This window comes from Mesocryomonas lacus, from assembly GCF_055730105.2.
The window spans coordinates 980591-1004418 of record NZ_JBUZWF020000002.1; the positions used below are offsets into that span (position 1 = coordinate 980591).

21 protein-coding genes are annotated in these 23828 nt (G+C 65.5%); 10 read left to right on the forward strand and 11 right to left on the reverse strand.

Translation table 11 applies throughout. The features are described from left to right. Positions 1-55: 55 nt before the first annotated feature. The 5 genes from ACZLZQ_RS09660 (at position 56) to ACZLZQ_RS09680 (ending at position 3824) form a co-directional block, all read left to right on the forward strand. A complete protein-coding gene (locus tag ACZLZQ_RS09660) occupies positions 56-670 on the forward strand; it encodes a dual specificity protein phosphatase family protein (protein ID WP_472949156.1) in 615 nt (204 codons plus the stop codon). Further along, complete coding sequence (locus tag ACZLZQ_RS09665) at positions 667-1344, forward strand: winged helix-turn-helix domain-containing protein (RefSeq protein ID WP_472931761.1); 678 nt, start codon at positions 667-669, stop codon at positions 1342-1344. The genes ACZLZQ_RS09660 and ACZLZQ_RS09665 overlap by 4 nt, the downstream gene beginning before the upstream one ends. After that, positions 1331-2800: a sensor histidine kinase gene (locus ACZLZQ_RS09670; protein ID WP_472949157.1), complete on the forward strand. Its 1470-nt coding sequence runs from the start codon at positions 1331-1333 to the stop codon at positions 2798-2800. The genes ACZLZQ_RS09665 and ACZLZQ_RS09670 overlap by 14 nt, the downstream gene beginning before the upstream one ends. Positions 2801-2958: 158 nt before the next feature. Then, a complete protein-coding gene (locus ACZLZQ_RS09675; protein WP_472949158.1) occupies positions 2959-3468 on the forward strand; it encodes a 2'-5' RNA ligase family protein in 510 nt (169 codons plus the stop codon). Positions 3469-3572: 104 nt separating this feature from the next. Beyond that, positions 3573-3824: a hypothetical protein gene (locus ACZLZQ_RS09680; RefSeq protein ID WP_472949159.1), complete on the forward strand. Its 252-nt coding sequence runs from the start codon at positions 3573-3575 to the stop codon at positions 3822-3824. A gap of 109 nt (positions 3825-3933) precedes the next feature. Here ACZLZQ_RS09680 and ACZLZQ_RS09685 read toward each other — a convergent pair whose 3' ends face one another. After that, the gene (locus tag ACZLZQ_RS09685; RefSeq protein ID WP_472949160.1) at positions 3934-5484 is read right to left on the reverse strand and encodes a cation:proton antiporter; all 1551 of its coding nucleotides are present in this window, start codon (positions 5482-5484) and stop codon (positions 3934-3936) included. A 157-nt stretch (positions 5485-5641) separates the two neighbouring features. Further along, positions 5642-6559, reverse strand: a complete 918-nt coding sequence (locus tag ACZLZQ_RS09690) for a LysR family transcriptional regulator (protein WP_472949161.1) — start codon at positions 6557-6559, stop codon at positions 5642-5644. 116 nt (positions 6560-6675) lie between these two features. Here ACZLZQ_RS09690 and ACZLZQ_RS09695 point away from each other — a divergent pair, with 116 nt between their 5' ends. Continuing rightward, a complete protein-coding gene (locus ACZLZQ_RS09695) occupies positions 6676-7356 on the forward strand; it encodes a type 1 glutamine amidotransferase domain-containing protein (RefSeq protein WP_472949162.1) in 681 nt (226 codons plus the stop codon). A 138-nt stretch (positions 7357-7494) separates the two neighbouring features. Here the strand turns inward: ACZLZQ_RS09695 and ACZLZQ_RS09700 are convergent, their stop codons facing one another. The 5 genes from ACZLZQ_RS09700 to ACZLZQ_RS09720 form a co-directional block, all read right to left on the reverse strand. Beyond that, a complete protein-coding gene (locus ACZLZQ_RS09700; RefSeq protein WP_472949163.1) occupies positions 7495-7773 on the reverse strand; it encodes a hypothetical protein in 279 nt (92 codons plus the stop codon). Continuing rightward, positions 7770-8759 (reverse strand): dihydrodipicolinate synthase family protein, encoded by a 990-nt coding sequence (locus ACZLZQ_RS09705; RefSeq protein WP_472949164.1) that lies wholly within the window; start codon positions 8757-8759, stop codon positions 7770-7772. Before ACZLZQ_RS09705 ends, ACZLZQ_RS09700 begins: the two co-directional genes overlap by 4 nt. 154 nt (positions 8760-8913) lie before the next feature. Then, positions 8914-9141: a hypothetical protein gene (locus tag ACZLZQ_RS09710; RefSeq protein ID WP_472949165.1), complete on the reverse strand. Its 228-nt coding sequence runs from the start codon at positions 9139-9141 to the stop codon at positions 8914-8916. Positions 9142-9263: 122 nt separating this feature from the next. After that, positions 9264-9782, reverse strand: a complete 519-nt coding sequence (locus tag ACZLZQ_RS09715; protein ID WP_472949166.1) for a PRC-barrel domain-containing protein — start codon at positions 9780-9782, stop codon at positions 9264-9266. Between the two features lie 87 nt (positions 9783-9869). Further along, complete coding sequence (locus ACZLZQ_RS09720) at positions 9870-10025, reverse strand: hypothetical protein (RefSeq protein ID WP_472949167.1); 156 nt, start codon at positions 10023-10025, stop codon at positions 9870-9872. A 283-nt stretch (positions 10026-10308) separates the two neighbouring features. Between ACZLZQ_RS09720 and ACZLZQ_RS09725 the strand changes: the two genes are divergently transcribed. After that, positions 10309-11184 carry an SDR family oxidoreductase gene (locus ACZLZQ_RS09725; protein WP_472949168.1) on the forward strand — a complete coding sequence of 292 codons (876 nt, stop codon included), beginning with the start codon at positions 10309-10311 and terminating at the stop codon, positions 11182-11184. 373 nt (positions 11185-11557) lie between these two features. On the opposite strand, the gene ACZLZQ_RS09730 is transcribed toward ACZLZQ_RS09725, so the two are convergent. Then, entirely contained in the window at positions 11558-12619 is a 1062-nt protein-coding gene (locus ACZLZQ_RS09730) for a TIGR03032 family protein (RefSeq protein WP_472949169.1), read from the reverse strand. A gap of 434 nt (positions 12620-13053) precedes the next feature. On the opposite strand from ACZLZQ_RS09730, the gene ACZLZQ_RS09735 reads away from it, so the two are divergent. From ACZLZQ_RS09735 to ACZLZQ_RS09745, 3 genes are all read left to right on the forward strand, one after another. Then, positions 13054-14067 (forward strand): AraC-like ligand-binding domain-containing protein, encoded by a 1014-nt coding sequence (locus ACZLZQ_RS09735; RefSeq protein ID WP_472949170.1) that lies wholly within the window; start codon positions 13054-13056, stop codon positions 14065-14067. Further along, the gene (locus ACZLZQ_RS09740; RefSeq protein WP_472949171.1) at positions 14064-15386 is read left to right on the forward strand and encodes an MFS transporter; all 1323 of its coding nucleotides are present in this window, start codon (positions 14064-14066) and stop codon (positions 15384-15386) included. The genes ACZLZQ_RS09735 and ACZLZQ_RS09740 overlap by 4 nt, the downstream gene beginning before the upstream one ends. A 585-nt stretch (positions 15387-15971) precedes the next feature. Continuing rightward, positions 15972-16553: a DUF1349 domain-containing protein gene (locus tag ACZLZQ_RS09745; RefSeq protein WP_472949172.1), complete on the forward strand. Its 582-nt coding sequence runs from the start codon at positions 15972-15974 to the stop codon at positions 16551-16553. Between the two features lie 1735 nt (positions 16554-18288). Here ACZLZQ_RS09745 and ACZLZQ_RS09750 read toward each other — a convergent pair. The 3 genes from ACZLZQ_RS09750 to ACZLZQ_RS09760 all read right to left on the reverse strand — a co-directional run bounded on the left by ACZLZQ_RS09750 (position 18289) and on the right by ACZLZQ_RS09760 (position 23771). Then, positions 18289-20118 (reverse strand): TniQ family protein, encoded by a 1830-nt coding sequence (locus ACZLZQ_RS09750; protein WP_472949173.1) that lies wholly within the window; start codon positions 20116-20118, stop codon positions 18289-18291. After that, positions 20118-21206: an ATP-binding protein gene (locus ACZLZQ_RS09755; RefSeq protein ID WP_472949174.1), complete on the reverse strand. Its 1089-nt coding sequence runs from the start codon at positions 21204-21206 to the stop codon at positions 20118-20120. Before ACZLZQ_RS09755 ends, ACZLZQ_RS09750 begins: the two co-directional genes overlap by 1 nt. 276 nt (positions 21207-21482) lie before the next feature. Next, positions 21483-23771: a mechanosensitive ion channel family protein gene (locus ACZLZQ_RS09760; protein ID WP_472949175.1), complete on the reverse strand. Its 2289-nt coding sequence runs from the start codon at positions 23769-23771 to the stop codon at positions 21483-21485. Between the last annotated feature and the right edge of the window lie 57 nt (positions 23772-23828).

Below are 23828 nucleotides of genomic sequence, written 5' to 3' on the forward strand. Positions count from 1 at the left end.
CGGTTCATAGGGGAGACGCCTCTATCACGGGGACAGTTCTCGTAACGAGGTGCCGATGTCCCGTTTGCAATTCCGCCTGCGCCTGGTCCTTGTGACGATCCTCGTCCTCCTTTCGCCAGCGCTCGGCTATGCCGCCTACCAGCATGTCACCGGCAATCTGCATGTGCTGGAGGACGGCATGCTCTACCGCTCGGGGCAGCTGGACGGGCCGGCGCTGATCAAGCTCGTCCTCGACAAGAACATCCGCACGATCATCAACCTGCGCGGAGCGCATCCGGACACCAACTGGTATGCGGCAGAGACCTCCGTCGCCGACGGGTACGGCGTGCGTTACATACCGATCCCGCTGTCCTCGGCCGAAGAGCCGGACATGACGACCATGCTGGCACTCGCCAACGCCGAGCGCAATGCGCCGGGCCCGCTGCTCGTCCACTGCCGCAGCGGCGCCGACCGCACCGGGCTCGCCGCGGCGATCTACGAACTGGTGGTCGCCGGCAGCAGCAAGGAGGCGGCCGCCAGCCAGCTCTCGCCGTTTTACGGGCATTTTCCCTGGTTCGGCTCGCGCACGGCGGCAATGGACCGGGCCTTTGCAAAATTTGCGGAATACTGGGACGCGTCGGGGCGACGTGCTGTAGCCTTCGGCGACAGGGAGATGTTGGCTGCCAAATGAAAATCCTGCTGATTGAAGACGATAGACAGACCGCTGACTACATCGTCGGCGGCCTCGCCCAGGAGGGTCATGATCTCGACCATTCCGCGAATGGGCCGAACGGGCTCGAGCTCGCCTGCACCCGTGACTACGACGTGATGATCGTCGACCGCATGCTGCCCGGCCTCGACGGACTGTCGATCGTGCGCGCTTTGCGATCGTCCGGCCGGGATACGCCGGTGCTGTTCCTGACGGCGGTCGGCGGCGTCGACGACCGCGTCGAGGGCCTTGAGGCCGGCGGCGACGACTATCTGCTGAAGCCTTTCGCCTTCTCGGAGATGATGGCGCGGATCAACGCGCTCGGCCGGAGGGCCCCGAGCCGCAAGGAGGAGACGGTGCTGAAGGTCGGCGCGCTCGAGATGAACCTGATCGCCCGCACGGTGGTGCGCGATGGGGTTGCCATCGAGCTGCAGCCGCGGGAGTTCCGGTTGCTGGAATATCTGATGCGCAACCGTGGCCGGGTGCTGACGCGGACCATGCTGCTGGAGCGTGTCTGGGACTTCCACTTCGATCCGAAGACCAATGTGGTGGAGACCCATGTCAGTCGCCTCAGATCAAAGGTGGACAAGCCGTTCGAGAAGGAGATGATCCGCACCGTACGAGGCGCGGGATATTCCCTCAATGCACCTGCCTGAACAGTTTCGCTCGACCTCCTTCCGCCTCGGCCTCGGCTACACCGTGCTGCTGCTGGTCTCCGTCGTGCTCATTCTCGGCGTGACCTATTTCAAGGCGACCTCGGAGGTCGACGGCATCGTTCGCCGGTCGATCGACGAGGATATGGGGGCGCTGAACGATGCCTGGACGACGGGGGGGCTCGAAGGCCTCAGCGCCGACATTGCGCGGCGTTCCAACAGTGTTTCCGACGACCATTTCTACCTTCTTACCCGCGAAGACGGCAGCAAGATCGCCGGTAATCTACCGGCGGAAGTGTGGCTGGACGGCTGGAGCGAGCGCAAGCTGAAGCGCTCGGTGATCAAGCAAAGCCCCGCTCTCCTGAATGCCGCCAGCCTGAACAGCGATCACGAGGTGCGGCTGTTCGGCGTGGGGGCGGTGATCGGCGGCTACAGGGTGATGGCCGCACGCAACTCGCATATTCTCGACGAGACGCAGGAGATCATCCTCGCGGCGCTGCTCTGGGGCTGCGTCGTCTCGGTGCTGCTGGCGCTCGGCGGCGGATTGGTCGTCAGCATCGGCCCGACGCGCCGCGTCGATGCGATCGCCTCCGCGATGCGGGCGATCGCCGCCGGGCGTTTCGACCTTCGGCTGCCGATCGCCGGCAAGCGGGACGAGCTCGACCGGCTGTCGAGTGACATCAACGCCATGCTGGCGCGCATCGACGTGCTGATGAGCAGCCTGCGCCAGGTCTCCACCGACATCGCCCACGATCTGCGCACGCCGCTGGCCCGGCTGCGGCAGACGCTGGAGGCGGCACAGGACGGAGACGCCGCGGGGACGCTGCGCAAGAGCACGCTCGACGGGGCGGTCGCCGAAGTCGATTCGATCATCGAGACCTTCAACGCGCTGCTGCGGATCGCCCAGATCGAGGCCGGCGCGCGCAAGGCGAAATTCCGCTCCATCGACCTCTCCGTCCTTCTGACGCAGCTGCAGGACGTGTTCGATACCGTCGCGGATGCGAGCGGACACCGCATGGAGCTCGACGTCTCCGGCGACCTCCAGATCTTCGGCGACCGCGATCTCCTCCAGCAGCTCTTCGCCAACCTCATCGAGAACGCGATCACCCATGCTCCGGCACCGGCCTTGATCAGGCTGTGGGCAAGGGCTGAGGGCGGCGCGGTCGTCGCAGGGGTCAGCGATGACGGGCCCGGTGTCCCGGTCGAGGAGCGCGAGCGCATCTTCCGGCGGCTCTACCGGCTGGACCGCAGCCGCACGACGCCCGGCAACGGCCTCGGCCTCGCCCTCGTGGCGGCGATCGTGGACCTTCACGATGCGCGGATCAAGGCCGCCGACAACGCACCGGGGCTGATCATGCGCGTCGTGTTTCCGCCGTTGATCGCCGAGACCGCGGGTCTGGCGTCCAATCTGCCGCGGCGTGCTGCCTTGGCGGCACCAACCGCCCTCCAGAAGGCCTGAATCGCCGTCATCGCCGTGCGTCGTGGCGCCGGCAGGGCTTCACCGCGCCAGTATCACGCGGGTTTGTGGTGGCGGAGTGCCGCCTAGGCGCCAGATGGGAAACCTCCCGGCCTCGCTTCCCGCAGACGGGTAGGGCCAGGCCAGCCGGAGAATGCCCCGTGGAAGACGCACCCCTGATCCTGACACTGCAGTTCGACGCCGACAGTTTTGCGCATTTCGATCGGATGCGCCGGCAGTATTTTCCGCCGGCCCGCAATTTCATCCCTGCGCACCTCACACTGTTCCACCATCTGCCCGGCGACCGCTATGCCGAGGTATCGGCCGCTGTGGCGGAGAAGGCATCCGACGCCGCAGCCTTCACCATGGCGGTCAGCGGCCTTCGCTTTCTCGGGCAAGGCACGGCCTATGCCATCGAGAGCGCAGCCCTCTCGGCACTGCGCGCAGGCCTTGCCACCCACTTCGCGGACGCGCTGACACGGCAGGACGCGCAAGGGTTCCGGCCGCACGTGACCATCCAGAACAAGACTTCTGCGGCGGCGGCACGAAAGACGTTTGACGCGCTTTCAGATGATTTCGAGCCTTTCGAGGTCACCGCCACCGGCCTGTTGCTCTGGCACTATCGCGGCGGGCCCTGGGAGGCCGCGGGAGAGTTCGCCTTCGCCGGTTGAACTGGCCGATGCCCGTTTCGGGGACTGACCTATGGCCTCGGCCGCGGAACCCTCGCCGTATACAGATGTTCCTGATATGTTCCGGGCGGGCAGTAGGGCAGGACATGGTTCAGGCGATCAAGAGCTTTTCGGACGGGTTGCGGAAAGGGCTTGGCATCCTCGTGCGGTGCGAATGCGGCAAGCGGGCGATCTTCCGGGCCTCTGACTTCATGGACGTCATCGCGCCGGGCGAGGACATCGAGGCACGGGTCTGGCGCTGCACTTGGTGCCGCAAGCGTGCGAGCTTTGTCCGCTACGTTCCACTGGACGGAGTGGATCGCGAGGATCTGTCGCGCTGGTCGCCTCGGCCCAGCTGAGCGGGCGCGATCAGGGACAGGCACTGCGGCGGGTCGGCGGTTTAAGGAGGAGAGCACGCTGGCCGGGTACAGCGGGTCCGCGACCAAGGCACTCAGGCGTGTGTCCGACTTAGGTGCGGGTGGCGACCGCGAGATCGGCAAGGTCCAGTTCCTCTTCGATGAGATGGAAGGCTTCGTCGCCGATGGTGCCCTCGCGCCGGAGGGCGAGAAGACGGTTGCGCCTGGCCACGAGAGCCTTTGCCCGCAGCGCCTTCTCCGGCGGGGTCGGCCGTCCAAATCCTTCCTCGGCGGCTTCCGCTACCCGTTTCTCGGCTTCCAGCTCTGCGCGCAGCGCGGCAGCCCCGGGCGAGGCGTCGTCCCGCACGGCTTCAATCCCGGCATCGGATGTCACCATCCGCGCCTCGCGCACTTCGCGGGCGACGGGGTCGTCCTCCTCTAGCCCGAAAGCCATCACCAGCGGGCGCAGCGTCAGACCTTGGATCACCAGCGTCCCGAGGGTCACGGCAAAGGCCGAGAACAGCAGCATGCCGCGTTCGGGGAAATCGGTCGGCAAAGCGAGGGCGGTAGCGACGGTGACGATGCCCCGCGTGCCGGCCCAGCCGACGATCACGCCCGTCCGCCAGTCCGGCAGAAGGCCGCCCTCGACCGTAGCGCCGTCTGTCCGGGCGATCTGCCACCGGCTCCAGAAGGCTGCGGCGATGGTCCAGACCAGCCGCACGCCGATCACGGTTGCCAGCACGGCCGCCCCGACGACCATCCAGTGCCGGAGTTCGTCCGGGGAGGCCGATGCGATGACCGGACCGAGTTCCAGGCCGATGATGAGGAAGGCGAGGACGTTGAGGACGACGACCGCCGTTTCCCAGACGGCGAAGGAGGGAAGGCGCAGCCGGGCGGTGGGGTAGGCGGAGGGCAGCCGCGCCAGCGTCATCCCGTAGATGACGATCGTCAGGATCGGCGACAGCGCCAGCCGCTCTGCCAGAACCCAGACGCCGAAGGTCGACACGAACTGCACGATGATCGACGTCGGCGCATCCTCGATCCGGCCGGTGACGAGGCCGACGAGCCAGGCCAGCGCCAGGCCTGCCACCAGGCTGCCGACCAGCGACAGGAGGAAGGCCGGGGCGATCACCTCGGCACCGATGCCGCCGCCCGAAGCGACCGCCGCGAGCGCCAGCCGGTAGATCAGCAAGGTCGAGGCGTCGTTGAGGAGCGCCTCGTTGCGCAGGATCACGGCGATGCGGTGCGGCAGTTTGACGTCACGCAGTACCGTCGTCGCAGCCACCGCGTCGGGCGGGGCGACGATGGCGCCAATGGCGATGGCGGCCGCCCAGGGGATGGTCGGCACCAGGAGGTGAACGACCACGGCGACCGCTGCGGTCGTCAGGCCGACGGCGACGAGGGCAAGGCTCAGCGCTGCGCCCCAATTGCGCCGGAGGTCGCGCAGGGAGGTATCGTAGGCCGCGTCCAACAGCACCGGCGCGACGAAAAGAGCCAGCACCAGCGACGGGTCCAGGTGAAAGTCGATTTCGATCGGCGCGATCGCCAGCGAGACGCCGACGAGCGCCAGCAGAACGGGATAGGGCAGGTGCCAGCGACGCGCGAGACCGAGCATCAGCACCCCGACAGCCAGCATCGCGAGGATGGTTTCAAACACGATCATGGCGGGCTTTCGGGGGGTGGTTCGCAAGCCTTCACATAGAGCGCCGGCTGCAGATCACCAATCCCACACATCCTGTGGGGGGCGTGGCCGTCGAAGGGCGGCGCTCCAAGCCTCGCCCATAGCGTCATCCGCGTGCCTCCCACCCGATCGCGTCCTGCTAGTCCGGCGGTTCCTCGGCCGACAACTCCCTCGCCAGTGCGATGACCAGCGAGCGAGCCCAGCGATGGGCGGGATCGTTGCGGTAGCGGACGTGCCAGCCGAGATCGACCGGAAAGGTGCCGAGGTCGACAGGCGCCGGCACGACCTTCAGCCGGGGGTCGCGGGCGATGTGGCGGCAGATCAGCCATGGCAAGGTGGCGCAATAGTCGGTGACCGCGACGATTTCCGGAACGGCGAGGAAATGCGTGACGGACACGGCGACCTCGCGCCGCACGCCCCGCCGCTCCAGCGCCTGGAAAAGCCCGGCGCGCAGGCGGCCGGGGGGCAGCACGTTGACGTGCTGGAGGCTCTCATAGACCGACTGCGAAAGGCTTGCCCCCACCTCCGGGTGGCCGGCCCTGACGACGCAGGCCAGCCCGTCGTCCATCAGGTGCTGAACCACCAGGCTGTCCGGCGGCTCGACGATCCGGCCGAGCACCATGGCGGTTTCCCCCGACATCGCGCCGGTCTCGGCCAGATCATTGCCGAAGGGGACGAGACGGAGCCGGATGCCCGGCGCCTCGGCCTGCAGGCGGGCAACAACCCGGGGCATCAGGACAAATTCGACATAGCTGTTCGGCGCGATGGTGATCAGCCGCTCCGCCTTCGCCGGATCGAATTCCTGCTGACTGCGGACCGCCTCCTCGATCGCCGACAGCGACGCCGCGATCACCGGCAAGAGTTCCAGCGCCACCGGCGTCGGCTTCATGCCATAGCGCTCGCGCACAAAAAGCGGGTCGCCGAGCATGGTGCGCAGACGGCCGAGGGCGTTCGACAGAGCGGGCTGGGTGATCCCCAACCGCTCGGCGGCGCGGGTGACGCTGCGCTCCTCCATGAGGGTCACGAACACCGGCAGGAGGTTGAGGTCGTAACGCATGCAGTCATGCTGCAGGGTGAATGTCTGGAATTCAACAGATAAATTGGATTTATGATCGATAGAGGCTCACAAGAGGGCTTCGCCTATCCGATCCCTCTTCCAGACAGGAACGACCGATGAAGATCCTCATGGTCCTCACCTCGCACGACCAGCTCGGCAATACCGGCCGCAAGACCGGTTTCTGGCTCGAAGAGCTGGCCGCGCCCTACTACGTCTTCAAGGATGCAGGCGCTGAGATCACCCTGGCCTCGCCCGCCGGCGGCCAGCCGCCGCTTGATCCGAAGAGCAACGAGCCCGACGCCCAGTCTGACGCGACCCACCGTTTCGAGGCGGATGCCGAGGCGAAGGCCCAGCTCGCCAGCACGCTCCGGCTCGACACGCTTGCCCAGGAAGACTTCGACACCGTCTTCTATCCCGGCGGCCACGGCCCGCTCTGGGATCTCGCCGAGGACCCGAACTCGGTGAAGCTGATCGAAGCCTTCATCGCCGCCGGCAAGCCGGTGGCGCTGGTGTGCCACGCGCCGGGCGTCCTGCGCCATGTCAAAACGCAGGCGGGCCGTCCGCTGGTCGAAGGCAAGCGCGTGACCGGGTTCACCAACAGCGAGGAAGCCGCCGTCGGCCTCACCGACATCGTGCCCTTCCTCGTCGAGGACGAACTCGTCGCCAAGGGCGGACAGTATGAAAAGGGCGCCGACTGGGCCGAGTACGTCGTCACCGACGGGCTGCTGACCACCGGGCAGAACCCCGGTTCGTCGGCGCTCGCCGCCAAGGTCCTCCTCAAGCACCTCGCGGCCTAGGGATCGGCGATCGGGCGACGCACCCGGTCGTGGACGAGCCGTAGAGCCTCGATGCCGTGCGCCCTATCCGGCGCACGGCATACGCGCCATACACCCGAAAGTGCCTGTCGCAATTCGCCCGGCTACGCGTCCAAAGGTTCAGGCGGGTCCACCGCCGGTCCGAGCGGCGTGCCCGCCGGCCTCCAGCACGCACACCTCCTCTCGGCATTTCTCCAGCAGTCTCCGGGTCGATGCCAAGAGGGCTTCCTGCGCGAAGTCCGGGGTTGCGTGCTTCAGCTGGCGCTGGAGGTCCTCGCCGCGCTCCACGGCTTGCCTCATCCAGCCGAGGACGGCCGCGGCGTCGACTGGCTCCGTCGGCGCAGATCTGCCGCCGCAGAGCTTCGTGCCATCGGCGGGCTCTTTGTCCGGTGGCGTCATCGCCCGCTACTCCCGCTGATGCGGCGCTCCCGGTGAGCCCGGTGCGGCGCTCCGAGAAGGGCGGAATGGGCGTTTGGCATCGTCTCCTCCAGTTCCGCCGTGGTCATCATGAACAGTGCCGTCTCCACCTCGATCTCGGCACTGCGATCGAGCGGCACGAGCGGAAGGCGCAAGCTGCGCTCGAGCCCTCGGCGAAGCAGCAGCGCGTATTTCAGCGCGGCGACGCCGTGCGTCTCGACTGCCGCGATCAGCGGCATCAGCCGGGCGTGCAGCAGGCGGGCGCGACGGACGTTTCCGTCCCGGCACGCTTCTCGGAGCGCCAGCACCTCCAAGGGCGCGAGATTGGCGATGGCGCTGAACAGGCCATCGGCACCACTGAGGCAGGAGGCGAGACAACTGGCCTCGTTCGCCGCCAACATTTGAGTGGCCCCGGGTGCTTGCCCGGAATTCTCACCTGCAGAAAGAACCGCGGTGTGGTCGATCCGCCCGGCAACGCCGTCGATCCGCACCAGCTTGGCGATGTCGCGCGCGCCGAGGCTGCACCGCGTCCGGGCCTCGTCGAACTCGATGTAGACAGGCAGATCCACCGCCATCGTGATCCGCTCGACGTGTCGCCGGACACCCGCGACGTTCGGCCGGCTGTAGGACGGCGTGACGACGATGACCGCGTCGGCGCCGGCCGCATCGGCATCCGCGGCGTAGGTCTCGGCCCTTGCCGTGTCGTTGCTGCTGACGTCGGCGTAGACCCGCATCGGGCCGGCGACCTCCGCAGCCAGCGACACCAGCCGCTGCCGCTCCTTTCGCGACAAAGTGGCGCCTTCGCCGATCCATCCCGCGACAGCGACGGCGGGAATCCCACTGTCGCGCTGGAACGCGATGCTGCGCCGCCAGGACGTCTCGTCGATGAAAGGACTGGTTCCGCTGGCGCCATCGGCAGGCGAGGAGAAGGGCGTCACGAGCGAGGTGACGACACCGGGCGTGTTCATGGGATGGCCTCGATATTCACGGAGAGGGTGAGGGGCTGCGACGGACCGATGCCGTCCTGACATCAGCTGAGGGTCAGGGCGTAGAGGCCGCCCATCGCCATCATGGCAGCGGAGACGGTGACGAGAAGCAGCGCCGCGACGGCGGCCTGCGCGCTCAAGCCAGGCGCTCCACGGCCGAACGGGCCGATACCGGGGCCGCTTGGTCGAGTTCCGTCCAGGCGAACCGCAAGGCGGCGTCGCGGCTGACCAAGATGCCGCCCCATTGGTCGCCGGTTCCGCTGACGACCCAGCGGCCGCCGCCGTCCTGTTTCAGCGCGAAGCCGGACATCGGCGTCCCGGGAAAGGGATGCCGGGCGATCGACGAGGGGTTCATGGTGGGCATGCGAGGAAGACCTTCGCTGTTGCAGATACCCCTTGAATCCGCCTTTCCGCGTAAGTTTTCGATACGGAAGAGGGGCCGTCTCCGTAGTGTTTCGGCAAGGACAGGCTTCGTCCGGCGTCCTTTCAGTCGCCGGCATAGGCCGGCATGCCAGCGAGGTCCTGCCGGCTGAGGCTGACCTCGACGTGGTCGGCGGGACTCGCCTGCCAGCGGGTCGGCGTGCGCGTCATCAGGTCCTCGAGAAGGCCTGCGGCGCTCTCGCTGGCCGGGACGGTCGGCTCTGGCGGCGGCGCTCGCCGGGCCGCTTCTGCCGCCGGCACGAGGCGTAGCAAAGCCATCGGCACCGCAACGGTTCGCGTCGCCACCCCGAGAAACGCCCCGACATCGAGCGTCACCGCCACCACGCGGCCGCTGGCGTCGACCAGCACGTCATCGACGGTGCCAACGCGCTGTCCATGCGGCCCGCAAACCACCGAACCAACGAGCCTCGACACCCGGATCCGCCAGGTGTCGGCAGCGGTGGCCGCCGAGCCAACCGTCTCGCGCTCGTCCGGCGAAGTCGTGTGCCGCCGCTCGGACGAGGCCGGATCCGGATGGCCAACCATCGCTGCCATGATCGCGACCGCGGCGGCGACCGCCAGCACGCGGCGTCGCCCGCGACAGGCTGGCGGAGGCGACGCGGGACGGCGGCCCGGCCCGCCGACGTCCGACGCTATCAGCCGGACGCGCATTCAGGATCGCTCCGGTTCGGCGGCCGCTGCCAAAGCGAGGGTAGGGGCGGACAGCATGGCATGGGCGAGACCGAGCGTCGCGACCGGCTGAGCGAGGAGCGTGGCGGCTGCGAGCAGTCCGGTGAGGACGACGGCATTGCGAAGGTGAGGCAGCATGAACTCTTCCCGGCCCGAGAGCCCGTTCGACACGGCGCCATGGCACCATCCGGGGATAGGCCGATGCGCTCCGCTGCGACGATCGGTCTTCGCGCATAAGGTTTCGAGAGGGATTTTGGCCCTGCCGCATCAAGATTGAGGGCGGCAGGCGCTCGCGCGGCGAAGGGTCGAGCGGGGAGCTGTCGGCCTTCGAACGCATTCCGGCACGGGGATCGGCCTTGGTGCGGGAGCGATATCCGTGACGGATCGTTGCTGCCCTGACCTTCAAACGACAGGAACAGAGATGACCGACGATCCCCGCACCAGCCAGCCCACACAGTTTCCCGGAGAGACGATGCAGCAGCTTCCCGGCTTTGAGGAGAAGATGCACACGCGGCCCGACCATGGCGAGGAGAGCTATGTCGGCAAGGGCCTCCTGGAGGGCCGCGTCGCGCTGATCACCGGCGGCGATTCGGGCATCGGCAAGGCGGTTGCGATCGCCTATGCCCGCGAGGGCGCGGACGTCGCGATCTCCTATCTCCCGACCGAGCAGGCCGATGCCGAGGACACCAAGGCCTGGGTCGAGAAGTCCGGACGCCGCTGCGTCCTCGTGCCGGGCGACCTCCGCGACCGCGATCTCTGCGCCGACCTCGTGGCACGGACGGTTTCGGAGCTCGGCGGTCTCGACATTCTCGTGAACAACGCCGCCGCGCAGACGACAAACGAGGATCTCGCCAGCATCGATGACGACGAGATGCAGGATGCCTTCGCCGTCAACGTCTTTGCGATGCTGCGCCTGGCGAAGGCCGCGGCGCCGCACATGAAGCCGGGCTCGGCGATCGTCAACTCGACGAGCATCCAGGCCAAGGTCGCCACCGAAAACATGATCGTCTATGCCGCGACGAAGGGCGCGATTTCGAGCCTCACCATCGGTCTGTCCAACCTCCTTGCGCCGAAGGGCATTCGCGTCAACGCTGTCGCGCCCGGCCCGGTCTGGACGCCCATCCAGGTCATCGCCAAGGAGCCCGACGAGCTGGAGAAACTTGGCCATAACACGCCGCTCGCCCGCGCCGGCCAGCCGGCGGAACTTGCCCCCGCCTACGTTCTCCTGGCCTCGCGCGAGGGCAGCTACATGTCCGGCGCCGTCATCCCGGTCACCGGCGGCCTGCCGATGTACTGATCGTTCGATGCGACGGGCGCCGAACGGCGGTCTGGCGTGGGCGCTCCTCGCGGGGCGCCGACGCCGAAGAGCATGCGGCAGACCACTGACGGTCGTTCGCGAGTTCCGGCAGCCACCTAAGAGGAGGCTGTCCGAGATGATAAGGAGCAACGCTCACGCGGCTCTGCCAGACGTTCAAGCTTTCAGCCAAACACATCGTTTGTGCCCTACACGAAGGCTACCTCTTCGATCGTCAGGAGCTTGGCAGGGTAAGGGAGCGCGGGTCGGCGCAAGGGAGCGGGACGGCGGAGACAGCGCCGAGCCGAAAATTAGCTATTTGCGTGTGGGGGTCAGCAGCCCGGTTCACGCCCCCGACCGACCGGACGCGGTCGATCTATTTGGAATGGAAGCCGATCGAGGCCAAGCGGCGCGCACCCGGCAGGACGGCCACGTCGAACAGTTCGCGCACGGCGCCCTCCAGGCGCAGCCACTCCACCGTGTCGCCCGTGTGCGTGTCGATGACGAGCAGCCCGCAGCGCGCATCGGCATCCCGCACTGCCAGCGCCGCATCGAGCGGCAGCCCGGAAAATCTCCTTCCGCCGCGCGGCAGGGAGAGCCCAACGATTGCGAAGCGGCCGACGAAGGCGAGGCCCCGCGCATAGCCAGGGCAGAACGCCACCGGCTCGAAGCGCCCCGAGCCGGCGTCGACGAGACCGAGTTCTCCGGTGCCGGAATTCAGGATCCACAGCCAGCCGTCCTGAAGGCGCGGCGAGTGCGGCATGGACAGGCCGGAAGCGACGGTCTCGCCGGACGTGACGTCGATCAAGAGCCCGCCGTCCGCGCGCCAGTCGCGCCAGCCGTCCGCGACATCCGAGCGCGACGCGGCGGTGACGAATTGCGGGGTTCCGGTCTCGTCAGTCGCCATGCCGTTGAGGTGGCAGCGGTCTTCGGGGGCCAGCTTCGAGATAAACGGGGGCCGCCAGAGCGGGCGGAAAGAACCGCCGTCCGAGACCGTGGCGAGGCACGAGAACAAGGTGTTGGCAAAGACCAGCCGACCATCGGGCCCGAAAGCGACGTCGTGGACGTCGAGGTCGCCGGTGTTCCAGGTAGCCTGCGGCGATAACAGTGCGTCATAGCCCTTGTCGCCGCTGGCCCCCGCCTTCTCACCGGCCGGCACGACGTTGTCGAAGCGGATGATCTGGTTGCGCGTGGCCATCAGCACCGATCGCCCATCCGACGACACGTCGAGGCCCATCGGGCGGGGGAAGCTGCGCTCTACGACCGAGAGACGTCCGCCGTGCGTGCCGATCCGGAAAAGCCTGTCCGCCTGGTCTGTGGTGAAGAGGAGGCTGGCCCCTAGCGCGGCCAGCCAGTCGGGGAAGCCCCGCGAGGAGGTGACGACGAGGTCCTCGCTGCCGCCGGGGCTGGCCGGGGCGATCATCGAAGCGGCGCTCACGCCATGGCCTCGCCACGGACGCCGCAGATCGGACGGGCGGTTTGGAGCAGAAGCGCAGGGGCGGAGCGGCGTCGGATCGGCATGAACGGGTCTCTGCTCAGGGGCCGGAACTGCGACGCGGGACAGGCGGCTGCGCGCCCTGCTTGCCGTGCCGCTGCGCGAGACGGCCCGGCCTGGCGCCGCCTCCTGCGATGACTGATAGTTAGGGGCCGGCTTCGCGGTGAGCTACGGAACGGGGCGGAGCGGCGTTGCACCAGCGTCCGCCATTCGTTGCCTGAGCGTCCGGAAGTCCCTATAGGATCGTTCGACATGCGAACTGTGTCTCGCGCGCCATAGTCAGGCCGTGCGGAAAGAGACCGCAGCCCGGCCTTTCTTCGATCCAGCTGGAAGGGCTGCCTCACCGACCCGCACGCCGCCAGGATGCTTTGCCCCGCATGACCCGATCGCCGCCGGTGTACTACGAGTTCGACAGCGTCGCGGTCGAGGACGGCGATGCCTTCGGGCGATACCGCGCGCTCTATGCCGGGGGCACGGATGTTCACCAGACCGGGCCCGGCTTCCACGCGCGCCTCGAGGCTTGCCGCCTGGGACCCCTTGTCCTGTTCGACAGACAGCTCAACGACGTCGCGCACGAGCGCACCGCCGCCCGCGTGCGCGGCGACGGCTTCTCGCACTTCACGCTCCAGCTCGTCGTTTCCGGCCGCATGGTGGTCGAGCACGACAACCAGGCCGAGGAAGCGGGGCCCGGCAGCATCGCCCTCTTCGACCTGACCCGCCCGCAGCGCACCACGGCTTTCGACGTGCGCCTTCTGACCTTTTCGGTTCCGCGTGACCTGGTGGAGAGGTCGAGCGTCCAGGTGGCGGGACTGCACGCGCGCATCCTGTCCAACCCGCAGTCGGGGCTTCTGGCTGACGTCATGACCTCAATCGTCACGCGGCAGCTTAGCGCGGCGAACACCGAGTCAGCGCCGGTGGTGGGCATCCTGGAGAGCGCGCTGGCGCTGGCGCTGCGCTCCGAGGATACCGCGCTCCTGCGCGACCGCTGTGCCGCGGCGGTTCTCGACCGGATCCGCCTCGTCGTAGAGGCGAACCTGTCGCGCCGTGACCTGTCGCCGATCATGATCTCGACGCTGGCCGGGGTTTCGCGCACCGTTCTCTACGAGCTCTTCAAGCCTTTCGGCGGGATCTCACGCTATATCGTCAAGCGGCGTGTCATGCGCCTGCACTCGCTGATGCAGCGCCCCGACCTCGTGTCGGTCAGCGTGGGACAGCTCGCGCTTCAGGCCGGTTTCTTGTCCGACAGCCACGCCAACCGATCCTTTGCAGAGGCTTATGGCACGACACCCGGACGCTTCCGCGCAGTGAACGGCAACAGCAACGGCGAGGCAGTGGTGGACGAGGCGAACGGTCGCCCGCTCTTCGACGACTGGCTGCGGGCGCTGAGTTGAGCCCGCCGACTGACAGCATCGCCGCCGATCCTGATGCCCGCCGTCCCGTCCGCCGCTCCGCCTCCGGCCTCGTGGCGGCGCTGGCGCTTGTGCAGTTCACGGCGTTGATGGACCGAGGTCTCCTGGCCGTGCTGCTGACGCCCATCAAGACGAGCCTCGGCCTCACCGACACGCAGCTTGGCCTTCTCCAAGGGACAGGCTTTGCGCTCCTCTACGCGCTCGCCATCATTCCGGCAGGCCTGCTGGCTGATCGGACCAACCGGCGACGCCTGCTCCTGTGCGGCCTGACCGTCTCGAGCGGCGGCATCCTCGGCTACGCGATCGCACCGAGCTTTCCGTGGCTGTTCGCGGCCTCTCTCATGGTTGGCCTTGGTCAGTCGGTGCTTTTGCCTTGCGTGCTGTCGCTGATCGCGGAGCGGGTCAGCGCACCCCGGCGCGCCCGGGCCACCGCCGTCTTCACGTCCGCCGGCCTCGCTGGCCGGGCGGCCGCGCTGATCGGCGGCGGCTGGCTGCTCGGTCGCCTGACTGGCCTTGCCGACCTGCCCGCGGAGCCTTGGCGCGCCGTCGTCCTTGCCTCTCTCGTTCTGAACCTCGCAGCGCTCCTGGCCCTCTTCACCGTCCGCGATGGTGGGGCCGCGAAAGAGAGCACGCCGCAGCCGTCTCGGACGGCCATGCTCGGCCAGGCTCTCGCCTGGCTGTCGGCGGGTTGGCAGACCTATCTGCCGCTTCTGCTCGTGATGTCGGCGACGGTTCTGGCGATCCAGGGGGTGGCGGCCTGGACGCCGACGCTTCTCTACCGCCGCTTCGCGCTCGAGCCCGCCATGGCGGCGCTGGCCGCCGGCACAGTGACGGTCCTCGCGGGCGTTGCCGGACACGCCGTCGGCGGATGGGTGACCGATCGGGCAATGCGCGTTTTTCGACTGCGGGGCGGTTTTAGCATCGCCGCCATCGCGCTTCTCCTGGCGTGCCCCGGCCTCCTCCTGTTTGCGCAGGCGGCCGACCTCACGCTGTCGCTCGCAGGCCTATCTCTCTTCGCCGGTGCCATGGGCGCGGCGACCCCGACCGGCTTGACCCTCCTCCAGAGCGTCACCGCTACCCCAGCGAAGGGCACCGTCTCGGGCTTGATGCTCGCGGCGACCACACTTTGCGGCCTCGGCTTCGGACCGTTGCTGATCGGACTGGCCAGCGACCGAGGCAGCATCGACGGCGATGCCCTCAGTGCAGCTGTCCTGCACGTCGTGCTCCCGGTCCTCGCCATCGGCATCGCTGCCGCCGTCACAGGCATCCGCTGCGGACGAAGCTGTGGCCGTTCGGGCTAGCGCCAAGGCGTGGGCTATTTCGGCTTAGCGGCATGGCGGATCAACGGTGTGAAGCCATTACCGGGCCGAAAGTCGCGAGATTATGTGAAGGCTTCTGCTTTCGGGTGACGTAGCTCACCGTGGTGGAAAGATACTGCTTGGTACGGACTTCCTGGCTTACTGCAAGGGCAGCATGGCGGCCTGGTGCGAAATTCGCCATGCCGGACCACGCTGTCCGGCTTGTCACGTCGGCTACCGCGACGAGCCCACTTCAGTTCCAGAAGCAAATCCGTCTGCTGCAGGCGCGCACCCTTCTCATCGACGCGAAGCAAAGTTCCTGTCGGAAATCGACGCAGCAAGTGCAATAATCCCTTCGAAGCTTGCTTGGCCGCATCCGATCACCCGAGTTCCTGCCCCCAAAGACTTTACGGGTGGAAAGCGGTCGGTCAACTTTTGGGGGTAAAGCTAGCGTGAACTGCCGGGCCTGCGTTGCAGCACCCGATGGACCGTGCTCCGGTACGTCGACCCGGTTCAGCCATCAAGACTGAGCCAGAGGCCGCCGGGTTGGTGCGCCAGCGCTGTGAGACAATCGAAGGACGAGGGTCGATGACGGATCTCAGGACAGGTGTCTGGCTGAACGAACCAAGGCAGGCTGAGCTTGGCCCCGACAGCCTCCAGATGATGACCGACGAGCGGACCGACTTCTGGCGTGAGACGCATTACGGCTTCACGCGCGACAGCGGCCACTTTCTGGGATTGGAGACCGGAGACGGCTTCACCGCGCAGTTGCGCATCCGGGCGAAGTTCGAGAGCCTCTACGATCAGGCCGGCATCATGGTCCGGATCGACGAGCGGCACTGGATCAAGGCCGGGCTCGAGTTTTCGGATGGACATGCCCTCCTTGGCAGCGTCCTGACGCAGGAGCGGTCCGACTGGGCAACGGGACGTTTTGACGGCGACCCAATGGATTTCTGGATGCGCGTGTCCCTGGCCGACGGTGTCCTGCGCGTGCAGGCCTCGAGCGACGGGAGAATCTGGCCTTTGGTGCGGCTCTGTCCGTTCCCGGAAGGCGTCAGCTACCGGGTCGGTCCGATGTGCTGCACGCCGGAGCGAGCGGGTTTGGCGGTCCACTTCTCAGACTGGACGCTGACGAACCATCTTGGGACGGATCTGCACGACCTTCGGTAGGGTGCAACCCCAAGCGCCTTCGAGAACGTCTGCTTCTCGTTGCGCGTCGAGCCGTTCGGCTTCCCGAGAGGGGGCGTAAGCGGAAGACTCAACGGGCTTCGACCCTGGCAACGTCTTTAAAGGGTTGAACGCGGAATGGCAGCTATTCGCGAGATGGCCTCGGAAGCGGAAGGACCGCCTTCGGCCCGTATCCGACGCCGGAAATGATTCCCGCTAAGCGCCCATCTTAGCCGTGCAGATCGATCCCGCGCGATCCTAAAACCTGCCGTACCCGCCCGACCTCTTGAATGGCAGGTTTCGTCAGTAGCTGCTCGACTCCAGGAAGGCAAGAGTCACTGCGTCTGTCGCCGCTGTTGTGGGTGTACCCGTCGGTGTTATCCAGCTTCTGATCTGGATCCTCTGAGCGCCGTCGTTCGCAGTGCTCGTCGCCAGGCGGACGACATCGTTCGCAAACGCCACTCGACCCGGTACCCAAGAGAAAGTGCCTCAAACCAGGAGGCTTCGAGCTCTGCGGCGAACTCGGACGACGACTTCACCCGACTTCGCGGTTTGCCGCACTGAGCGCTCGGCACCACGGCTCTAGAACGGTTGAAATTGACCGACGGGTGGCGGGCTGAACCTAGGCTAGTGGCTCGCCCTGTTGCTAAGGCAGCGGCCGGCATGAAGTACGTCAGCATGGAAGCGTGAGGCTGAACGGATGCCCGCCGACTTGGTGCCTTTCAGGTCGCCAAGCCACCCTCCATCGGAGGGAGATCGAAGATGGCAAAGCATTCGACTGGCTTGGACGAAATCTTTGTTGAGACCGAACCGGCACGAACGTGGCCGCGACCCATGGTCTCGCGGACCCCGCCGAATCTCGAGTGGGCTGAGGAGACAGTTCGCCGGGATCGGTTTGAAGTCGTGCTCTGTCGCCCGACCGAGTTCAGCAAATCGACGCATGGCTGGGCACTTTACGAACTAGCAGCCATGACTGGAAGTCACTGGTACTCGGTCCAGGTAACGGGTGATCTAGCAAGAGCTCGTCGGGTCGCGAAAGAACTGGTGCGACCGAGCGATCGCACGCACGGGCTTCGCCTTTCGGTTTCGCAGAGGTCCATCTACGTGACTCTGGAGCAATATCGCATAAGCGGACAGGCGACTTCGTGACGACGTCGCTGAAGCTCGGTTGGGCGCCAGAGGGATCCGCGTTTGAGAAGGACGCGATGTACTCCTTCCCTTTGGACGCTCGACATCTGGTGCGAGTCACTGATGCCGACTTGGAAGCGAACCGAGAAAGATCGACGGCGCTGGGTCCTTTGCTCGCGCAAAGGATGGCCGATGCCGAGGAGCTGATCCGACATCTGGAGGAGGGAGCCGATGCCGAGATGGATGACTGTGAGGCGCCAGGACTTCGGTGAGGGCATACAGGAGAGTAAACAAAAAGAGGCGGATGGCCAAAACGGCTGTCCGCCTCGCTCTTGCTAAGTTGCTGTCGTTGAGGACCCTGGTTCGGAACTCAGGCTGTTAAGAACATAACTCAGGGGCATCCATCCTGACGCGTCACGGTATCTCGCTCACAAATGAAAAAATCGATAATGAAATCATATACTTATGAAATACGCGTCACAGCCGCTCACCGATTGTGCGCAGTAAGTTCGCTCACAATTAGCATTGGATAACGTGCTTCTCCGATGGCCAGCGGGCAAAAAAAAGCCCCCGTCATAAGACGAGGGCGCCCAATCCTAGATCAGCTGGTTCAAGGGATTTCAGATCGTCGATACAACGTGACGAAAAGCTTGGCGGGATCGTCAACCGGTCTCACCCCAGCGGCGACAAGTTGCTTCTTGGCAGTGCGGAAATGGAGACCTCGTTCGGTGGCGAGGGTGCCGAGCATCACGTACTTTCGAAGAAAGTCTGCCAGGACTTCGTGCCGCACTACCGACTGAATCCTCTTCATCACCGGGTTCGGCACCATTTCCACCGTCAGATGGCCTTCCGATATGAGAGCCGTGACGACCCGCGAGCTTGTCTGCAGTTGCCTTTCCACCTCCCGAAGCGTGAGGCCGTGGTGTTCCGCGCCGTTCACGTGGGATCGGACTTCGGCTACGTCGACCAGGATCGCCAGAAGGCCCCTCTCGTTCGGATCGAGTCCCACGCGATCCAGCGTGCCGTCGACCAGCAGCTGCACGATCCGGATGGAGTCGCAACACGCGCGAGTCGCAGCGCCGGGAATGTCTGCGAGTGCCATCTCGTGAGGAAGGGAGCTCGACGCTTTCCGGCTGATGACTTCTAGGAAGGCGTCGAGGTCGGCTTTCAGAAAGGCATGGTCCTTGAACATTTCCGTACCGCCGCGGATCATCGGTTCGAGAAATCCATGCTGGAGCAGCTTCTGTTCGAGCGGTCGCGGAATGTTGAGATAAGCGGCAGCGTCCTTCAACGAGAGCGTCCGATCGAGCTTGTCTAGGAACTGCGCTCCCCGCTCGGCATCGAAAAGGACGCGATCATCGCTGGTACCGTTCGAAGCGGCGGCGATCAGTCCCTTTTCGAGCAAGACTTTGCGCAGGCGTTTCGGATGGAAGCGGTACTCCGAAGAAGCGGAGTATACGGAATGCACGCGGCGACGATCGTACTTCCTGTTGAACATTTCGTCGGTGGGTCCCACGGGCAGCCCCTGCGCCATGCTGTCCATCATCACCAGCCGCATCGGCTCGTACGCTATGTCGCCCGTCTCATGCGCGAGCCATTCGTACAGCCGCCCGAAGAGCGCCTTCGGCCCGCAGTCGCTGCGCTTGTCGAAGTAGGTCCGCTGCTGCTGGTCCAGCATGCGACGGATGCCCGCCTCGCCCTGGTCCAGAACATGGAATCCGGTCGAGTGGCATCTCCAAATCTCGACATTATCCAGCTCTTCGAGTGTCACTTCGGCACCATGTCTTTCGACGGCGCCCACGATCCGCGTCATATTGATCGCCGCGTACAGAGGGAACGTGTCGAGCCATGGAGAAGCCGTCGCGCCCGAGATCCGATTACGGACGTAGTTCTCGAGATCGGAAGGCGCCCGCATCGTCGCGGACTCCAGCATCTTCGGGATCCGGTGCAGGATGTCCGAGATCGATCGGGAGGTATCGTGCGATCGCCCAAGCACGACATCGGCGGCAACATCGACAAGCGCCATGTCGTGATGACGACAGGTTCCGAGCGCCTCGATGACCCACTCACTTCTCCTGTATGGTCTGGCGACGAGACGGAAATCCTGATGCTGCAGATCCTGCGAAACGCAAGCCGGACAGATCCGGACCCGGTCCCGCATCAGGTTCTGCCGCTTGAGCCGCTGGCCCTTGTGATCGAAGTGATGATTGCGGCCGATGCGGACGAATGCCTCGTCGAGAAGGGAGCGTGCGTCGACGTCGGCCAGATCCGCCAGATCCTTCACTGCCGAAGGGTCTCCGTCGATGATGCCCTGGGTGTCCAGGGCGAAATCGACGCAGAAATCCCACAGATCATTTCTGCATGCGCGTGCCGAGAGACGCGATGCGAAATCGGAGGGGATCTCACTTACACCCGGCGTCAGGCTGAAGGAGAGCTTCATCAGCTTAGCCCCTTCGTTCTGCGCGACTTCACCTTAGGCGGCCCGACTGGTTTTCCATTTTCGTCGAGCGGCTCCTCGTACAAAGCGTTCTCGACCCTGATCTTCATCCAATTCTGTGCCACGAAGCAATTCAAGGAATCGTCGAGAACGCCGGTTCGGAGCTGATAGACGTCCGCGAAATGTCCCAGGGTGAGGCTTTGATCTTTGCCCATCAGACATTCGCCGAGCGCGTCCTGAACGTATTCCACGAGGATGCCGAACTGGTACATGGACGCGTGAAGCAGACGATGCGCGAAGTCGTCCGACATTAGGGACGAGAAATCTATCGAAGGACATGCCGAGGCGATCTTCGTGAGGATGTCGCGAGCGGTCGGAACGTGCTCGGGAAAGGCGAGGGGCTCAAGATTCACCACACGGACACGGCGGTTCATCGACTCGTCGCCCTGGCAGAACCGCGCCAAAGTCGGAAGTCCGCTCAGGATCAGCCAGACCTTCCACTCGTCCTGCATCAGGCGCTTGAGAGTGTTCTCGACCAGCTCGCTCATCGCACTACTGACGATCTCGTCACCGTGCTGAGCTTCGTCGATGTGGAGGATGCGGATGCTGGCATCTTCCAAAAGCTCACGCACCAAAGGCCAGACCTTCGACTGCGAGATCTCCCTTCTTCCGTTGTATCCGATCTTCCGCACGATCTCGTTGCCGAGAGCGGCCAGCGTGAAGGGCGAGGGAGCGACGACCGAGAGAACGGGGGACCACTCGCCAGGTTTGCCGAAGCCTTCGAACTCGGGACGGTTGCGGAGTGTATGTGAGATCAGCAGTGACTTTCCCGCTCCGGCGCCGCCGACGACGAGGATAACGCGGCCGCCCCGGACGGAGCCTTCGGGGATGGGAGTTCCGGGCTGTCCGCCAGTCTCGAGGAGGATGCTGTTCATCAGCCAGTCGACCTGTTTGTTGAGATCCACGTCGTAGGCCGTATCGAGGTACGTCGAGAGTACCTTTCCCATCGTCTCGTTCATCGAGCGCCGCTGCGGAGTCTGGTTCGCGAGCATTCGCCTCGTGAACTCGGCCGACTTCTCGGCTGCATTCATGTGTCTGCTTTCCTTCATCGTTCAGTCTCCGCTCAGGAATTTGGATCCGATCCGACCGCGCCGTCGGTGCAGAAGCGGCTCCGGCTCTTCGTGATCAATGTCATACGGCCGCGTACTGGCGGGTTTGTCGTACGGCCCTTCTGCTCCACTATTTCATGCAAGTCGATTTCACCGATCGGGCCACTCCATGCGATCACGTCTAGGATCGGAAGGACAGCGTCCGGGAAGCAGCTTTCAACTCTTTCGATAGCGCCGTGGCCATCACGGAAACGGACGCTAGGCCACTGCCTCCTGCGGCGGTGGTCGCCCAGGGCCGATGGCAGAGGCTAGATCGAGGCCATCTTCTCTGAACGCCACAAGTAGTCGCTTGATCGCTTCACGCTGCACGAGCGAGGGATTGCCTGGTCGGGCAGTGAACTTGAACCGAACGACCAACGCCGTTTCCGTGACGTCCTGGATTCCCTGCATCTTCAGCGGTTGGAGTATCTGCGCAGCAAGTTCCGGATCCTCCATGATTTTCAGCCCAACGCGCTTGACGGTCTTGCGCAGCTTCTCGACATCGACGCTGAGATCGAACTTCAGCTCGAACTTCACCACGGACCAGTCCCGGCTGTAGTTGGTGATCGACTGGATCTGGCCGAACGGCATGGTGTGGAACTGGCCGTTCTGATGCCGCAACCGCACCGAGCGCAGCGATATATGCTCGACGGTCCCCTTCAGCCTGCCAGTGTCGATGTACTCGCCGACGCGGAAGGCGTCCTCCGCGATGAAGAAGATGCCTGACACGATGTCCTTCACCAGAGCCTGCGAGCCGAAGGAGATGGCGAGGCCGAAGACCCCGAAGCCTGCCAGGAGCGGCGAGATGTCGAGCCCGAGAGCGGAGAGAACCAAGAGGGCGGTGACGGCGACCACGAGTCCCAGCGCGACGTCTCTGATCAGCGGCAGAACCGTCGATAGGCGGGTCGCCGGGACAACCTGCGCTTCCTCGTCGCCGGACCCCGGCGCCGTGGCCCCGCCGGGTGGCAGGTGGATCCGAAAGAACGCCGATGCGAAGGTCCAGAGCGACCAGCCTGCCACGACGCCGAGCCCGAGGTGCAGGGCATCGTCCAGCCGGACGGACAGGCCCTCGGCCCCGGTCCCGGCGAGGGCGTTGCCCCAAAGCCGAGCGACGATGAAGATTCCGCCGAGCCAGATCATCCCGGTGGCCAACGTAATACCAGCTACGAAGGCCGCAGCGACGACGGGACGACCGTCCGCTTCATGACGATGCAGGAATGAGGCAGCCAAGGCGTGAAAGCCCATCGCTGCCAGGGGAACCACGAATGCCAGCACCTGCGTCGTGCGGGCGGTGGAGTTCCAATCGTCCACCGGCGACCCGGCAATGGCAAGGCAGCCCAAGAGCCAGAGGAGGATCGCCAAGATGATCAGGAACCACGGATAGGCGTGCGACGCGCCCCATCTGATTGGCCCCGGCGACTGCCCAGCAAACGCGTTGGCGATATCGTGCCGACCGACGCCGAACCAGACGACCTTCAACGCTAGGACGGACGATGCTCCGAGGAATGACACGCTGCGTATGGCTGCGGGGCTCCCGCCCGCCCGGTCGAAGAGAATGACCATGGCCAGGAGGATTGAGCTGGCGGCTCCGTAGGCGACGAGCATTCCGAAGTGCCAAGCCGGTCTCTCGATCTTCAAGAGCCGCCGCTCGCTGCGGCGGGGGGACAGGAGCCAATCGCCGGCGACGAGATGAAGACCGATGACCGCAATTATGCGCAGCAGCGCCGCGGAGGCCTCTTCCGCCGGGGCGCTGAGGGACAGGAGCCCGCGTTGGGCGCCCAGCGCGAGGAGGACGAAGATGCCGAGTGCCGCCAGATGGGCCAAAGCCGAACGCGAAGCGGAGCGGGTCCGTGCCCGAAGGTCGGCACAGTGTCCGAACACACTCGAAGTCGGCAGCCACTTTCGCACCATCAGCGCAAGAAAGGCCGCGATCAACGTGGCAACGATGATCTTCCCCGCCGACCTGCCCGTTTCGGCATAGTCTGGAGCCAACCAGTCGAGCGTCTTGCGGGCGGCACCCGGAATTTCGGCGATCCCAGACAGGCCAAGGGCGATCCCGTTGGAGATGCTCTCGGGCAGTCCAGCACGTAATTCCTCCGACGGGGTGGGCGACATAGGCGGGGGATCGACGGAGTATCGGCCGCCGGCATCGACCCAGCGAATGGTGACCGCACGACCGGTTGCGGACGCAGCTCTCACTGCGGCTTCCACCGAAGCAGCATCCTGTCCAGGAACCAGCTCGACGACCATGGGTGGAAGGGAGGTCGCTGCCTCCTGCGCATGTGCCGTGCTGAACGTTGTCAGCATCAGAATGGTCGCGACCAGACGGATTGCGGCCGCTCTTGCAACCCACGTTTCAGATCTTAAACGAGCCATGCTGTCGCCTCCCGACCGAGAGGCGGTATCCCTTTGGAAGCTGCCGCGGACCGGGATGACCAAACGCATCCTCTCCCGCACGAAGTCGACGACCATAAGCGAGCGATGGAACGCACGGGCGTCCGGCGGCATGGAAGCAGCACCCTACCACTTGGAAGGGCCTTCGCAGACGGGGCGGGCTGACGCTTC

Coding starts and splice junctions, on each gene's coding strand:
- ACZLZQ_RS09755 (WP_472949174.1), bottom strand. CDS start 21,206: ATGAATGCAGCCGAGAAGTCGGCCGAGTTCACGAGGCGAATGCTCGCG.
- ACZLZQ_RS09670 (WP_472949157.1), top strand. CDS start 1,331: ATGCACCTGCCTGAACAGTTTCGCTCGACCTCCTTCCGCCTCGGCCTC.
- ACZLZQ_RS09705 (WP_472949164.1), bottom strand. CDS start 8,759: ATGAACACGCCCGGTGTCGTCACCTCGCTCGTGACGCCCTTCTCCTCG.
- ACZLZQ_RS09760 (WP_472949175.1), bottom strand. CDS start 23,771: ATGCCGCCGGACGCCCGTGCGTTCCATCGCTCGCTTATGGTCGTCGAC.
- ACZLZQ_RS09660 (WP_472949156.1), top strand. CDS start 56: ATGTCCCGTTTGCAATTCCGCCTGCGCCTGGTCCTTGTGACGATCCTC.
- ACZLZQ_RS09735 (WP_472949170.1), top strand. CDS start 13,054: ATGACCCGATCGCCGCCGGTGTACTACGAGTTCGACAGCGTCGCGGTC.
- ACZLZQ_RS09700 (WP_472949163.1), bottom strand. CDS start 7,773: ATGACGCCACCGGACAAAGAGCCCGCCGATGGCACGAAGCTCTGCGGC.
- ACZLZQ_RS09695 (WP_472949162.1), top strand. CDS start 6,676: ATGAAGATCCTCATGGTCCTCACCTCGCACGACCAGCTCGGCAATACC.
- ACZLZQ_RS09750 (WP_472949173.1), bottom strand. CDS start 20,118: ATGAAGCTCTCCTTCAGCCTGACGCCGGGTGTAAGTGAGATCCCCTCC.
- ACZLZQ_RS09710 (WP_472949165.1), bottom strand. CDS start 9,141: ATGCCCACCATGAACCCCTCGTCGATCGCCCGGCATCCCTTTCCCGGG.
- ACZLZQ_RS09680 (WP_472949159.1), top strand. CDS start 3,573: ATGGTTCAGGCGATCAAGAGCTTTTCGGACGGGTTGCGGAAAGGGCTT.
- ACZLZQ_RS09745 (WP_472949172.1), top strand. CDS start 15,972: ATGACGGATCTCAGGACAGGTGTCTGGCTGAACGAACCAAGGCAGGCT.
- ACZLZQ_RS09690 (WP_472949161.1), bottom strand. CDS start 6,559: ATGCGTTACGACCTCAACCTCCTGCCGGTGTTCGTGACCCTCATGGAG.
- ACZLZQ_RS09725 (WP_472949168.1), top strand. CDS start 10,309: ATGACCGACGATCCCCGCACCAGCCAGCCCACACAGTTTCCCGGAGAG.
- ACZLZQ_RS09720 (WP_472949167.1), bottom strand. CDS start 10,025: ATGCTGCCTCACCTTCGCAATGCCGTCGTCCTCACCGGACTGCTCGCA.
- ACZLZQ_RS09685 (WP_472949160.1), bottom strand. CDS start 5,484: ATGATCGTGTTTGAAACCATCCTCGCGATGCTGGCTGTCGGGGTGCTG.
- ACZLZQ_RS09665 (WP_472931761.1), top strand. CDS start 667: ATGAAAATCCTGCTGATTGAAGACGATAGACAGACCGCTGACTACATC.